At 65.8% G+C, this 14,226-nt stretch carries 12 protein-coding genes; 6 read left to right on the top strand and 6 right to left on the bottom strand.

From position 1 onward, the window contains the following. Window positions 1-47: 47 nt before the first annotated feature. Window positions 48-1,412: a sigma 54-interacting transcriptional regulator gene (locus tag ACQRCJ_RS02985; RefSeq protein ID WP_168934683.1), complete on the bottom strand. Its 1,365-nt coding sequence runs from the start codon at window positions 1,410-1,412 to the stop codon at window positions 48-50. Next, the gene (gene zraS / locus ACQRCJ_RS02980; RefSeq protein WP_168934682.1) at window positions 1,413-3,053 is read right to left on the bottom strand and encodes a two-component system sensor histidine kinase ZraS; all 1,641 of its coding nucleotides are present in this window, start codon (window positions 3,051-3,053) and stop codon (window positions 1,413-1,415) included. It lies immediately after the preceding gene. Window positions 3,054-3,234: 181 nt separating this feature from the next. Here zraS and ACQRCJ_RS02975 point away from each other — a divergent pair, with 181 nt between their 5' ends. Continuing rightward, window positions 3,235-3,711, top strand: a complete 477-nt coding sequence (locus ACQRCJ_RS02975) for a periplasmic heavy metal sensor (protein WP_168934681.1) — start codon at window positions 3,235-3,237, stop codon at window positions 3,709-3,711. A 332-nt stretch (window positions 3,712-4,043) separates the two neighbouring features. Beyond that, window positions 4,044-4,619: a Spy/CpxP family protein refolding chaperone gene (locus tag ACQRCJ_RS02970; protein WP_204625692.1), complete on the top strand. Its 576-nt coding sequence runs from the start codon at window positions 4,044-4,046 to the stop codon at window positions 4,617-4,619. A gap of 958 nt (window positions 4,620-5,577) precedes the next feature. Here the strand turns inward: ACQRCJ_RS02970 and ACQRCJ_RS02965 are convergent. From ACQRCJ_RS02965 to ACQRCJ_RS02950, 4 genes are all read right to left on the bottom strand, one after another. Further along, the gene (locus ACQRCJ_RS02965) at window positions 5,578-6,837 is read right to left on the bottom strand and encodes an HAAAP family serine/threonine permease (RefSeq protein WP_168934679.1); all 1,260 of its coding nucleotides are present in this window, start codon (window positions 6,835-6,837) and stop codon (window positions 5,578-5,580) included. Between the two features lie 179 nt (window positions 6,838-7,016). Then, a complete protein-coding gene (locus ACQRCJ_RS02960) occupies window positions 7,017-8,423 on the bottom strand; it encodes an L-serine ammonia-lyase (protein WP_204625693.1) in 1,407 nt (468 codons plus the stop codon). Window positions 8,424-8,611: 188 nt separating this feature from the next. Continuing rightward, the gene (locus ACQRCJ_RS02955; RefSeq protein ID WP_204625694.1) at window positions 8,612-9,292 is read right to left on the bottom strand and encodes a helix-turn-helix transcriptional regulator; all 681 of its coding nucleotides are present in this window, start codon (window positions 9,290-9,292) and stop codon (window positions 8,612-8,614) included. Window positions 9,293-9,345: 53 nt separating this feature from the next. Then, complete coding sequence (locus tag ACQRCJ_RS02950) at window positions 9,346-10,467, bottom strand: radical SAM protein (RefSeq protein ID WP_427799340.1); 1,122 nt, start codon at window positions 10,465-10,467, stop codon at window positions 9,346-9,348. Between the two features lie 133 nt (window positions 10,468-10,600). Here ACQRCJ_RS02950 and ACQRCJ_RS02945 point away from each other — a divergent pair, with 133 nt between their 5' ends. From ACQRCJ_RS02945 to ACQRCJ_RS02930, 4 genes are all read left to right on the top strand, one after another. Continuing rightward, a complete protein-coding gene (locus ACQRCJ_RS02945; protein ID WP_072335293.1) occupies window positions 10,601-10,888 on the top strand; it encodes an integration host factor subunit alpha in 288 nt (95 codons plus the stop codon). 95 nt (window positions 10,889-10,983) lie between these two features. Continuing rightward, window positions 10,984-12,474: an MBOAT family O-acyltransferase gene (locus tag ACQRCJ_RS02940; protein WP_427799339.1), complete on the top strand. Its 1,491-nt coding sequence runs from the start codon at window positions 10,984-10,986 to the stop codon at window positions 12,472-12,474. An 11-nt stretch (window positions 12,475-12,485) separates the two neighbouring features. Then, window positions 12,486-13,703, top strand: a complete 1,218-nt coding sequence (locus ACQRCJ_RS02935) for a hypothetical protein (RefSeq protein ID WP_304028905.1) — start codon at window positions 12,486-12,488, stop codon at window positions 13,701-13,703. Window positions 13,704-14,022: 319 nt separating this feature from the next. Continuing rightward, the coding region (locus tag ACQRCJ_RS02930; protein ID WP_427799338.1) for a helix-turn-helix domain-containing protein at window positions 14,023-14,226 on the top strand (204 nt) is incomplete at its 3' end.

Here is a 14,226-nt window from a genome sequence, read left to right as displayed (position 1 = left end):
TCGCGCGCAAGGGGGTCCCCTTCCCCCCGGAAAATCCCTGCCCGCTCTTATTCCAGCCCGTACTTGCGCAATTTGTTGTGCAGGGTGGCGCGGGTGATGCCCAGGCGGCGGGCAGCCTCGCTCTTGTTGTCCTCGGTCTGGCGCAGGGTGTCCTCGATGGCGCGGCGCTCCAGAGCTTCCAGAGACAGACCGGCCAGGGAGGCCTCGGCGGTCTCCGGTACCGGGGCGGCCTGCTCGGCGGCACCGGTGACGCTGGCGGGCAGTTCCGGGCCGGTGATGAGGTCGCCGGTGCAGAGGATCACGGCGCGCTCCACGGCGTTCTGGAGCTCGCGCACGTTGCCGGGCCAGGAGTAGCGGCGCAGCATGTCCAGGGCCTGCGGGGCGAAGCCCTTGACGCTCTTGCGGTTGCGGGCCGCGAATTTTTCCAGGAAATGGGCCGCCAGCAGGGGGATGTCCTCGCTGCGTTCACGCAGGGCGGGCACTTCGATGCTGATGACGTTGAGGCGGAAGAACAGGTCCTCGCGGAAGCGCTTCTGCTCCACCTCTTCGCGCAGGTTACGGTTGGTGGCGGCGATGACGCGCACGTCCACGGTGATGGGCGAGTCCGAGCCCACGCGTTGCACCTCGCCCTGCTGCAGGGCGCGCAGCAGCTTGGCCTGGAGCGAAAGGGGCATCTCGCCGATCTCGTCCAGGAAGAGGGTGCCGCCGTCGGCCTGCAGAAAGCGGCCCTCGCGGCGGCGGTCGGCGCCGGTGAAGGCCCCGCGCTCATGGCCGAACAGCTCGGATTCCAGCAGGTTCTCGGCCAGGGCGGCGCAGTTGACCGTGACCAGGGGCTTGTTGGCACGGGCGCTGGCACCGTGGACGGCGCGGGCCACCAGTTCCTTGCCGGTGCCGGATTCCCCGGTGATGAGCACCGTGGCCTCGGTGGGCGCCACGGTGGCGATGATCTCGCGCATGGCGCTGACGGCAGGGCTGCGGCCCAGGATCTCGGGCCCGGCGGCGGCCTCGCTGAGCTGGCGGCGCAGCTCGCGGTTCTCCACGCTCATGCGGGAGTGGTCCACGGCCCGTTGCAGGGTCTCGCGCAGGGCGTCGAAGTCCAGCGGCTTGGTCAGATAATCGTAGGCGCCCAGGCGCAGGGCATCCACGGCGGTCTCCACGGAGGAGTAGGCCGTCATCAGCACCACGGGCAGGGCCGGATTGTAGTCCAGGATGCCCCGCAGGGCGTGGATGCCGTCCATGCGTCCCATGCGCACGTCGGTCAGCACCACGTCGTAGGGCTTGGCGCGCACGGCCTCCACGGCCAGATCGCCGTCGGCCGCCTCGTCCACGCTGTAGCCCCAGGCCTGGAGCATCATGCGCAACATGCCGCGGTGGGCATCGTCGTCGTCAACCACGAGAATGCTGGTATTCACCTAATCCTCCCCCTTTTGCCTGTCGGCAGGCTCCCCCGCCTGCCTGTCCGGGCCGTCCGCCGGATGGCCCGCTGCCTTGCCGGCCTGCGGCAGGCGTATGAAAAACGTGGTCCGGCCGGGCGTGTCCGCCGTGGCCTGACGGGATTGCACATAGACTTCGCCTTCGAGCGCCTCCACGATCTTGTGGACGGTGGCCAGTCCCAGGCCCGTGCCGTGCCCCTTGGTGGTGAAATAGGGGTCGAAGATGTGGTTGAGGTTCTCGGGCGCGATGCCCTGCCCGGTGTCCGTGACCGAGAGGACAAGATGCTGCTTCTCCACCGTACAGCCCAGGGTCAGGGTGCCGCCGTCGGGCATGGCGTCCAGGGCGTTGAGGCAGATGTTGAGCAGGGCCTGCCCCAGCCTGTCGGGATCCATGCGGGCCGGGGGCAGGGCGGCCGGAAGGCTGTTCACCAGCCGGACGCCGCGTTTTTCGGCATCCTGGGCGATGAGGCGCAGCACATGGGCCACGCTGTCTTCCAGCGGGGCGGCCACGGGACGCACGTCACTGGGACGCGAGAGCCCGATGAGCTCGCTGATGACGCGGTTGAGGCGTTCCACCTCGCGCACCATGACGCCCGCGGCCTTGCGGTCTTCGCTGCCTTCGGGGAAGCGCATGCCGAAATAGGTGGCGTAGCCCTTGATGGAACTGAGCGGGTTGCGGATCTCGTGGGCCACCCCGGCGGCCAGCGTGCCCACGGCAGCCAGCTTTTCCTTGCGGCGGATCTCTTCTTCCAGGCGGCGGATCTCGCCTTCGGCCCGGCGCTGGCGGCGGCGGGATTCGCGGGCGCGCTGCGCGTAGTACAGGGCCAGCAGACAGGCCAGGCCCACCAGCATGGCCACCCCGGCCAGCATGAAGACGTGGTCCCTGTCCTGGCCGCGGGTGATCTCGAACGGTGAGAGGTCGAGGCCCAGGAAGATGATGGGCTGCGGCAGGCCCGGCGGCAGCTCCTGCCCCGGCGGGGGCTGCATGAAATAGCGGTAGACCACGAACACGCGCTGGCCTTCCATATTGAGGATGGCAGAACGTGTCTGGCTGCCGGGGGCCAGGAGCTTCATGGTCTTTTCGTCGGCCTCTTCGCCGTTGATGCGCAGGATCTCGCCCAGGCGGTTGCCGTTGCTGTGGGCCAGGATGGTGCCGTCGGGCATGGTGACGGCGATGAACTGCACGTCCGAGGTGCTGGCCATCTCCTTGAGCAGGATCTGCAGGCGCACGCGCGCCTCGCCGCGCATGCTGGTGCGCAGCATGCTCTCGAAGGCCATGATCAGGGAGCTGCCTTTTTCGGCCAGCAGGCGTGACATGGCCCGTTCGTTACGCTCGATGGAGGCCAGGGCCAGCAGGGTGACCAGCAGGATGAGGACGAAGGCCGTCCCGCCCAGCAGCAGGCCCAGCGGGGTGTTCTGCTGCTGCGCCAGCTGTGAACGGGCCTGGGAGCAGTCGTTCTCGCGCGCGGCCTGGTCATTGGCCACCATGCCGCCGGTGTTCCGGCCGGACGCGGCAGACCCCGGTGTCTGGCAGGGCCGGTTGGCGGCGCGGGCCAGCCGGTGGCGGCGGGGGTCCAGCAGGGCGGCAGCAGCGGAAAGGCAGCGTCGGATAAAGTTCATGCCTGCACTATAAGCATGGTTGGGGCACCTGTCACCTTGCCGTCGGATATTTGGCTTGCATGTTTTTTGCAAGAACGAGGAAAGACGAAAAAAATGCCACGGCCTGCCGGCGGCCTTTCCTTGCGCCGCGGACACAGGCTTGATATGCCAGAAGCATGGCCCAACAGAACAAGGTTTGCCTATGTGGAAGAATATAGTTGTCAGTGGTCTGGTCATGACATCGCTCCTGCTGCTGCCGCTCATGGCGGCTGCCGGGGGGCATCACGGCGGCGGTCACGGGCCGCGCGGCTACCGCAATGTCGACCAGTGGCTCCAGAGCCTGCCCGAAGAACAGCAGGTCAAGGCCCGCGCCATCCTTGAAGAAGCCCGTCCTGCCATCGAAGACACCCGCTGGCGCATTCGCCAGAAGCGGGAAGAACTGGCCCATTTCGACTACGCGGAGGACTCGTCCGCCGAAACGCTCTCCCGTCTTGGCTGGGAGCTGCAGGACCTGCGCGACCGTCTGCGCCTGCAGCTGGCGCAGCTGGAAGGCCGCCTGCTGGACGAGGTGGGCGTGAGTTTTCGCCGCGCCGGCAAGAGCCGGGGCTGCAACAGCATGATCCGGCAGGACGTGATCCATACGTATTCCCTGCAGGAGACCCTCGAACCCTGCCCGTAACTTCTGCAGCCCGCACGAAACATCCAGGCCCCGCTCAGGCGGGGCTTTTTTTGTATCCGGCTCCGGCTTTGGGGGCCGAGCGTCAGGGGTGTATGAAAATTTGTCTGCTGTATAATTTTTGACCAGGTCCGCCGGCCCGCTGCATAAAAACTGGACATCCGGGGGGAACACAGGGCAGCCGGAGGAGGGCTGTTTGCCGGGATAAAAATATAATATATTGATTTATATTGAAAAATAATGTTTGGCACGCGGGTTGCTATATACAGGGCACAAAGGGCAAGACCCAAAGCCCAAAGATAACCCACTCTGAGAAGAGATAAAGGAGCATATATATGAATACTTCCCGCGTTATGATCCCTGCCCTGCTGGCTGCAGCCCTCATCGGCGGAACCATGACCTCTGACGCTTTCGCCGGCCCCCATCATCGCGGCCAGGGCAACGGTTATGGTCCCTGCTACGGTTACGGCGACGGCGGCTGCTGGGAAGGCGGCTGGGGACATCACGGCCACGCCCGTGGCTGGGGTTACCGGGCCATGTCGGACGCGCAGCGTGCCAAGTTCGACAAAATCATGGAAGAATTCGCTCCCCGCATGGAGCAGCTGCGCGACAGCATCTACGTCAAGCGCCAGGAACTGCGGGCTTTGGAAAACGCCACCAACCCCGATGTGAAGGCCGTGCGTGAGGCCGCTACCGAAATGGCCCGTCTGCGCAACGAGATGGCCGACCTGCATGACGCCCTGGGCGACAAGCTGGCTGCCGAAGTGGGCGTGCCGGAAGGCTTCAAGGATGCCCCCCGCGGTCCTCGTGGTCCCCGTGGCGATCGCGGCCCCGCCATGGATTGCCCCCGTGGCGACGGCCCCCGCGGTGACGCCGGTTACTACGACGGTCCCCATCGCGGCCACTACTAAGAGCTGATCCCTGCCAACGGCAGAAAGAAATATCTGGCCGGAAGCTCCTCCTCCTTCCGGCCAGGCTCCCGAAAACAGCAACCTCCTTTGACAGGCACCTTTAACCGGAGCTCCCGCTCTACAAAATGCAGTCCTCTGGAACTTCTACCCCGGCCGGGGATTCCCCTGGCCCCGGCCGGGCCTTCCTGAGAACGACGGATTTTACTCCTGAGATCGTCCCTCCCCGCCTTAGGCGGACAACATATCCGGCAGGGCAATCCCCCTTGGTCCTGCCGGGGCTCACGAGAGCATCCTCCTCCTTCACCATAACCTCTAACCATCAGAACATCCTCCCTCTTTGGCCGGCTGCTCCTCCCCCTGGGCAGCCGGTCGTCTTTTTTTGTCCGCTGTCCGGCGTCCGTCCGGCCTGCCTTTCTTTTCTCCGACGGCATGGTCTGTCCAAGGTGGGGAGGGGCGGGACAGCCCCGTACCGTGGTCCATGCGGCCCGCTCTGCCGGGCACGAGACAGGGGAGAGTTTTTTCCCCTTCCGAGTCCCGGTCTTCGAGGGCGCGGCAGCTCTCCGGCCTGTCCGGTCACGGAGCCCCGGCCATCAGGGAAGAACGGCCTTCGTGTGCGGCGCTCTGCGATGCGCCCGCTGTCCGGCAGGCTTTGGCAGGCCCGGTGTCGCCGCCTTGCTCCTCCGTACGCTCCCCGCTCTTGGCCAGGATGCTCGTGCAGCCCGGCCATCACAGATGGCACGGCGCACGTCTGCTCGCGGAAATTCGCCGTTCCTCTCTTCTTCATCCTCCTTTCTTATCATGGAGACGCCGTGCGCTGTCCGCCTGCTGTGCGGCAGGGGAGCGGCAAGGCTCACACGGGCCGCATCGCCCGCGGTAATCCGGCGGCACAAAAAAAGACGCCCACCGGCATGGAGACCGGCGGACGTCTGGAGTCGTTTTACGGATGCGGCGCGCGGGATCAGAACAGCTTGTAGAGCAGGGAAGAGATGGCCACGCAACCGGCGGCCAGCACGAAGGCATTGCTCCACTGGCCACGGTAGCGGCTCATGGCCGGGATCTTGTGCACGGCGTACATGGGCATGATGAACAGGATCATGGCGATGACCGGGCCGCTGAGGGATTCGATGATGTCCAGGATGCCGGGATTGAGCCAGCCGGCCAGCCAGAGGGTCACGAAGAAGAACAGGGCGATGCCGGTGCGCACGCTGCGCGAGGTGGCCGTGGCTTCGGGGTTGGAGGACATCTGGATCAGGATGCCGTGCAGGCCTTCGCGGGCGCCCAGATAGTGGCCGAAGAAGGAGCTGCCGATGGCCAGGAAGGCGATGAGCGGGCCGAACCAGGAGATGAAGGGATTGTCGAACTGGTTGGCCAGATAGGAGAGCACGGGGATGTTCTGGGCCTTGGCCTCCACCAGCTGGGCGGGGCTGAGGCTGAGCACGCAGCTGAAGACGAAGGCCATGACGAAGAGCACCAGGATACAGGCCGTGCCGCGCAGGGTCTGGGAGGCCTTCTGTTCGGCCATGTCGCCGTAATGGCGGCGCTGGGCCAGGGCAAAGGACGAGATGGCGGGCGAATGGTTGAAGGCGAAGACCAGCACCGGCAGGGTGAGCCAGAGGGTGCCCAGGAAGCTGCCGGCATCAGGCATCTGGCCCAGCGAGGAGGTGTTCCAGTGCGGGATGAGATAGAGCGACAGGCAGAAGAGGATGCCGCACAGGGGGTAGACCAGCCACTCGTTGAATTTGAGCATGAAGTTCTCGCCCACCAGGATGACGGCCATCAGGGCCGCCACCAGCACGCCGGAAAGCAGCAGGCGCGGCGGCGCGGCCATCTGCAGCTGGTTGACGATGAAGGATTCCACCGTGTTGGTGATGCCCACGGCATAGATGAGCAGGATGGGATAGATGGCGAAGAAATAGAGCAGGGTGATGAGCTTGCCTGCGGAAAGGCCGAAGTGTTCCTCCACCACGGCGGTGATGTCGCTGTCGGCGCGGGAGGAGGACAGCACGAAGCGGGCCAGGCCCCGGTGGGCGAAATAGGTCATGGGGCCCACCAGCAGGGTGATGACGACCAGGGGCCAGATGCCGGACATGCCCGCATTGATGGGCAGGAAGAGGATGCCCGCGCCCACCGCGGTGCCGAAGAGGTTGAGCATCCAGACGACGTCGAATTTCGTCCAGCGGCCGGAGGCGGCATGGCCGGTTTCAGGGGTCTGTGCCATGAAGGTTCCTTGAAGGTGAAAGGGTTGGAAAGGCAGGGGAACAGGTCCCGGGCCCGTGGCAGGGCCCTGTGCGGGGCGTCCGGCAGCGGCGGATGCCGTCCCTGTTCCTGTCCGGGGACGGAAGGGGCCGCCTTCGCCGGATGGACGAAGACGGCCCCGCGGGAGCGCACGGCTCCCGATCAGCATTCCACCAGGCTGACGGCCAGGCCGCCTTCGCTGGTTTCCTTGAATTTGGCGTTCATCTCGCGGCCGGTCTCGTTCATGGCCATGATGACGGCGTCCAGGCTGACCATATGCTGCGAGGACTTCTCGCAGGTGGCCAGCAGGCAGGCATTGTAGGCCTTGATGGCACCCACGGCGTTGCGCTCGATGCAGGGGATCTGCACATAGCCGCCCACGGGGTCGCAGGTCAGGCCCAGATGGTGTTCCAGGGCCACTTCGGCGGCGTTCTCCACCACATCCACGGCATAGCCGCGCGCATGGGCCAGCATGGCGGCGGCCATGCTGGAGGCCACGCCCACTTCGCCCTGACAGCCCACTTCGGCACCGGCGATACCGGCGTTGTGCTTGGCCAGGAAGCCCACGGCCGCCGAGGCCAGCACGCCTTCGCGCAGGGCCCGGTCACCGATGTTCATGTTGTAGCGCATGGCGTAGAGCAGGGCGGGCATGACGCCCGCGGCCCCACAGGTGGGCGCGGTGACGATGACGCCGCCCGAGGCGTTCTCTTCGGCCACGGCAAAGGCATAGGCGTTGACCTGGCCCAGGAAGCGGTCCACGGCCAGGGGCATCTCGCGGGCGCGTTCCAGCAGGGTATGGCCCTTGCGCCACACGCCCAGGGTGCCGGGCAGCTGCCCTTCGGCCTCAAGGCCGCGGCGCACGCTGGCGTACATGGATTCCATGATCTGTTCCAGGTTCTGGAAGATGTCCGGGCGCGACATGCCGGTGATGGCGCTTTCGTTGTCCAGGATCAGCTCGTGCAGGGTCAGGCCGGTCTTGGCCAGCTGCTCGCGCAGCTGGCGCATGGTGCCGTAGGGGTGCACGGGCTTGCCGCGTTCGGGCGGGGTCCAGCCCTTCCACTGGATGAAGCCGCCGCCCACGGAATAGTATTCCATGCTGAACAGGGCCTGGCCGTCGGCATCCTCAAGGCTGACGAGCAGGGTGTTGCTGTAGGGGGCGTCGTGGATGATGGGGCCGTGTTCGATGTCGGCAAGGCCCACCTGCAAAAGGACGTCGTGGATGCGCAGCTCGTGCCGGGCGTCGGCTTCGCGGCCCAGCCTGTCCAGCAGGCCCGCGGGACAGGTCTCGGGGCTGGTGCGCAGCAGACCGGCCAGCACGGCGGTATTGGTGCCGTGGCCCATGCCCGTGGCGCTCAGCGAGCCCAGCAGCACCACATGGATGCGGGCGGCGCGGCGTACCAGATCGGGGTCGAGGGCATCGCAGCGCTGGACGAAGTCATGACCGGCGCGCATGGGGCCGATGGTATGGGAGCTGGAAGGGCCGGGGCCGATCTTGAAAAAGTCGAAGAGCGAGGTCTCGATGGCCGGACGGACATGCAGGGCCGTCAGGGGCTTGTGCGTGGGAGTCATGGTGTCTCCTTGTGTGGGATGACTGTGCTGGCCGCAGGCGCAGGCCTGACGCGGGGCGGGCGCGGAGCGCGCCGGGGAGGGAGAGGAAGGAAACAGGAGCTGCGCCCCATTGCAGCACATCCCCTTTTGCCTTGAGTACGGGGATGTGTCAATATTTTTTAATTTAAAAAATATTTTAAATAGTAAGACTAGTCATTATTTTTCTTGATTTGTCGCATATAATTGTACACCGTGTAGATGGAGACCTGCATCTCCTTGGCCACATGCTGGACCACGCCCTTGATGAGAAAGGCGCCTTCCTCGTCGAGAATGCGGATGAAGTCTTTTTTTTCCTCGCGGTTCATGAGGGAGGGGTGTTTGCCTGCGCGCCGGATGGCCGCCTCGAGGATGGCAAGGCTGGTATCGCCGGTGCAGGCGGCAAAGGTCTCGCTCACGTCGCGTTCCAGCGGATCCACGTGCAGCAGGGGGTGCAGCACGGCCTGGAAGTGCAGCAGGTCGGAAAGGTCGATGTTCATGCAGAAGGCGCCGATGACCCGGCCGTCGGCCCTGCGCAGGAACGAGGTGGAGGACTTGAGGGATTTGCCGCCCGGCGTGGACGAGGGATAGCCCACGATGTCCGCCACATCGTCGCCCTGCTGGCGCCAGGCCTTGACCACGATGTTGGTGATGGGCGCGCCCAGCTTGCGGCCGGTAAGGCTGCCTTCCAGATGGATGAGGGAGTGCTCGAGATCGCGGAAATCATGGATGGCGACCTCGCACAGCGGCCCCAGGGTCCGCTGCAGCATGCGGGCCTGCCGGATGGCATTGGCAAAGATGGCGCGTTCTTCTTCACTGAGCGGCGGCAGGGACCCGGAAGGGGCGGCGGACATGGTCACCTCATGGTCGGATGCGGGCTGTGCCGCAGGTTGGAGGAAAGATCGGATCAGGCATCAAGATGCAGGCTGGCGGCCTGTCCCGCTGTCCAGACAAGGTTGCGGCGCGTGATGCCCAGGGCCGCCCAGGCCGTGCCCAGCTCGTCGCCCGGCCCGCGGAAGAAGCCCTGGCAGGAGCGCGGCAGATACAGCGCCTGTGCCCGGGGCAGTCCGGCGGGGGCTTCCCCGCCCGCCAGCAGGGCGTCCAGCAGGGCCGCGGCCCGTACCTCGCTGCGGGCGGCATCATCCCCCCGCGTCCGCAGCAGGCAGGCGCAGACATGCAGCCACAGGGCCCGTCCCAGCACGCGCCCGCCCAGGTTCCTGTCGGCGGGACCGGCCAGCAGGGCCGCTTCCATGCCGGGTTCGGGGGCAAGGCCCATACGGATGACGGGCACCCCGGCGCGACGGGCGTACAGCCAGCCGCGCGCCAGCAGGGACAGGGTCCGCGGCAGGGGCCAGGGCGCGTAGAGGCCCTGCTGCCAGCGGCGGGCCAGTTCCGTGCCCGCCAGCACCAGGCAGGGATAAAAGCGCAGCATGTCGGCCCCCAGATCCAGGGCCCGGCGCACATCGGCCAAAAAGTCTTCCGGCTGGTGGCCCGGCATGCCGGGCAGCAGCTGCACGCCCAGGGCAAGGCCTGCGTCCCGCACCAGACGGCAGGCTTCGGTGCCCTGCCGGCCGCTGTAATGGCGTTCACTGGCCTGCAGGGCCGTATCGGAAAAGCTCTGGATGCCCAGCTCCACCGTGCGGCAGCCGTGGCGGCGCAGGCGCGCCAGCAGGGCCGCATCCAGACGGTCGGGGCGGGTGGAGCAGCGGAAGCGGGTGATGCAGCCGTCACGCCGGAGGCTGTCGGCCATGTCCAGACAGGCGTCCAGGTCGCGGGGCGCCAGGGCCGTGAAGGTGCCGCCGTAAAAGGCCAGCTCTACCGGCGGCCTGCCCTGTGCACGCCGGGCGTGCAGATCGGCGGCCGCACGGGCCAGTATCTCGTCCAGAGGACTGGCCTGCTGGCCTGTCTGGTCATGCTGGGAACAAAAAACACAGCGGCGGGGGCAGCCGAAAAACGGGATGAAAACGCTGAAGACCGGGATTGCCCTTGCAGGAGTCTCCCATAAAAAAGTAAGCGAAACACGAGACATGGCAGAAAGCGAGGAGTAGCAAGGCTTGGCAGGCTTCGCGCGGAGACAAAAATCTTGCCGGAAATGCAAGTTGAGTATATCCTACAAAAAAGTTGTGCATATGTGAAGCGTGCCTGTGGCATAAGGATTGGACATGAAGAAAACATTGACCAAAGCTGACATCGTCGAGCGGATCTACGAGAGTACAGACAAAAATCGGGTTGACGTGAAGAATGTGGTCGAAAAACTGCTGGAGATCATGAAGAATGCCATCAAAAAGGACAATGCTCTTCTGATCAGTGGGTTCGGCAAGTTTGAGGCTTACGACAAAGCGTCGCGCAAAGGCCGCAATCCGCAAACGGATGAGGCCATCACGCTGCCTCCGCGCAAGGTCGTCGTCTTCCGCCTGTCCCGCAAGTTCAGAGCCGAGCTCAATTCCTGAGATCGCGCGGCATTCGGGACGATCCCACGTATCAGTCTCCTCGTTTTCTCCCGGGGTGGCCGTCTTGAGATGTGCCGCGCCGGGAGATTCTTTTTATGCTTTTCGCTTCCTTCCCCTTCCTGTTCCTTTTTCTTCCCATCCTCGTCTGGCTCTGGAAACTGACTGCCGGAGAAGACAAGGCCCGACTGTCCGTGCTCCTGCTGGGGGCCTCGCTGCTCTTTGGGGCCTGCCAGGGGCTGGAGGCCCTGCTGCTCCTGCTGGGCCTGACCGTGGTCAACTATCTGTTCGGCCTGCTGCTGGCCGATGAGGGGCACCGCCGCCGTCGACTGGGCCGTCGGGGCCTGCTGCTTCTGGCCGTGCTGCCCAACGTGCTGGTCTGGTGCCGTTTCCGCCATCTGCCAGCCCTGTCGGCCTGGCTGGCGCAATGGCAGGACATCCTGCCCGTTTTGGCGCCCGCGGCCATGCCCGCGGGCTTCTCCTTTGCCGTGCTCATCCAGCTGGCCTGGCTGCTGGGCGTCTACCAGCGCCGCATCCGGCCCGAAGGTATCGTGCGGCAGGCCCTGTTCACCACCTGCTTCCCCTATGCCCTGTCCGGCCCGCTGGTCCGTTATGAGGAGATGGGCCCGCAGCTGGACGCCCTGGAGGTGCCGCAGGCCGAGGATCTGGCGCGGGGCCTGGGGCTGATGGTGCTGGGCCTGGCCAAGAAGGTGCTGCTGGCCGACAGTCTGGCTCCGGCGGCGGATGCCGTGTTCCACGCCGCCGCCCAGGGCCTGCCCCTGAGCACGGCCGAGGCCTGGCTGGGGGCCCTGAGCTACACCTTCCAGATCTATTTCGATTTTTCCGGCTATACGGACATGGCCGTGGGGGCCGCCCTCATGCTGGGCCTGCGCCTGCCGGAGAATTTTGCCGCGCCCTACAAGGCCACGGGTATCGTGGACTTCTGGCGCCGCTGGCACATGACCCTGGGCCGCTGGCTGCATGACTGCCTGTACCAGCCCCTGGGCGGCAGCCGTCACGGCCGGGCGCGGCAGTACGCCAATTTGCTGCTGACCATGCTGGTCTGCGGTGTCTGGCACGGGGCCGGGCTGACCTTCCTCCTCTGGGGGGCCCTGCACGGCCTGCTCCTGCTGGTCAACCACGCCTTCCGGCATCTGCTGCGCGGCAGCCTGGCCGAGCGCGTGCTGGCCCTGCCGCCCCTGCGGGCCCTGTGCGTGCTGGTGACCTTTTTGTGCCTGACCGTGGCCTGGGTGCTGTTCCGCGCCGGGGATACGGGCACGGCCCTGCATGTCTGGCAGAGCATGTTCCTCTGGAGCGACGGCCATCCCCTGCCCCTGCAACAGGGGCTGGAGGCCCTGCTGCCCGGCGGCCTCTTGGAGCCCCGGCTGTTGCTGCCGCTGCTGGCCGTCTGCGCCGTCATCGTCTGGGCCCTGCCCTGCAGCCAGCATGTGATGCTGGGCCGCGCCGACGGCAGCCGTCCCTGGCTGCACTGGCAGCCGAACCTGCTCTGGGCCGTGGCTCTGGCCCTGCCTGCGCTGGTCTCCCTGCTGCTGATGCAGGGCCATGCCTTCCTTTCTTTCCGCTTTTGACGGAGGCCCTCATGTCCGAGATAGCGCATCCGGCCCCTGACGGCTGGCTGAAACGTTTTTTCCTTTCTCTGGTGATCCTGGCCCTGCTGGCGGGGCTGCTGCTGGTCCCCTGGGCCGTCTGCTGGCTGACGGCCAGCGGCGAACTGGATCAGGAAGAAGTCGTGGCACGGCAGGCACAGGGGGAATTCGTCCTGTTCGGGCCGGGGCTGGCGCAGGACATCATGGCCTACAAGCTGGCCCTGTATGCGGCCGTGAAGCCGGAAGTGGTGGTGCTGGGCTCGTCGCGGGCGGGGAACGTGCGCGCGGCCTTTTTCGAGCGCCCCTTCGTGAACATGGCCGGGGCCGCTACGGATCTGGAGAGCCTGCGCCTTCTGGTGGACAGGATGCTGGCCGTCCACAGGCCCAAGGTCGTGCTGCTGGGCCTGGACTTCTGGTGGCTGACGGCAGGCGCTCCGGCCGGGCACCCTGAGCGGATAGTGCAGCCTTCTTTGCTGGATGCGTCCACCCTGCGGGCCCCCTGGCGCTGGCTGGTACAGGGACGCATCGCCCCGGCGGACATGTTGGCTCCCCTGCAGCATCGTCTGCGTGCCGACCGCTACGGGCTGGAGGCCCAGCTCCGCGATACGGGCTACGGACCGGACGGCTCGCTCTATGAAGGCGCGGTGCTGGATGGCCGCCGGCCTGCGCCGGACCATGCCTTTGCCCGCACGCTGCGCGAGCTGGAAAGCGGCAGCGGCGTCTGGGCCGGGAGCCTTGCGCCGGACAGGGAACGCCTGGAAGCCTTTGCCGAGATCTGCTGCCGCCTGCGTTCGCGCGGCATCCGCACCATCGTCTTCCTGCCGCCCCTGGCCACGCCCGTACTGGGCGCCCTTGCCGACAGGAACGGCGGTGATGCCGGCTGGTTGTCGGCCCTGCGGCAGGGCCTGCTGGACTGCGGTGTGGAGAGCATGGATTTTTCGGATCCCCGCGTCTACGGCTCCGGCGATTGCGAGATGATGGACGGCCTGCACGGCGGGGACGTCATCGGGGCCAGCCTGGTGCGCGACATGGGCGACCGGCAGCCCTGGCTGCGGGACATGCTGCACCGGGAATACCTGAGCCATGTGCTGCGCGAGCGGCGCGGTCTGGCGGCCGTGCCTGACGAGCGCCTGACCGCCCTGCCCGAAGCGGATTTTCTGGGCCTGCATTGCGCCAAAAAGCGTCGCGGCGAGGCCACGCCCCGGTTTTAGGCGCGAAGGCGCACAAATTGGAGAGCGATAGGAAAGGGACCAAGGGCCGCGCCGTACTGCTGCCCCGTCACTGGACGCAAGGTCTGAGAGAGGCGATGGCGGTAGCCGTTTGGCGTATGTTGGGCTGCCCTTTTCCGCAGTTTTCTTGCAACAGAAAAAGCCGCGCTGTCATGGCGCGGCTTTTTTGCTGGGTCGTAGCCGGATACTGCCGGGAACTGGCAGATTGTAAATTGAAACGCAACACGGGGCTTGCGTAAAACAGGAAGACCCACAACAGTCAAGGTTGGAAAAAAACAAACCTCACAATGAGGAGACTGTCGTGGGTCATCACCAGCTTACACAAACACATCGGGAAATACTGGCCAGCCTCATTGCCGGGAATCTTTCCATTCGGAGAATAGCGGGGATCTTGGGCTACGCGCCTTCCAGCATCAGCAGGGAGCTGAAACGCAACAGCGGGAAAGACGGGAAATATCAGGCGGATATGGCGCAACGCAAGGCTGTCTGGCGGAACACGAAGGAT

It is taken from the genome of Desulfovibrio sp. SGI.102 (genome assembly GCF_050314315.1).
Lineage (GTDB): Bacteria > Desulfobacterota > Desulfovibrionia > Desulfovibrionales > Desulfovibrionaceae > Desulfovibrio.
This window is presented reverse-complemented; position numbering and strand designations above follow the sequence as displayed.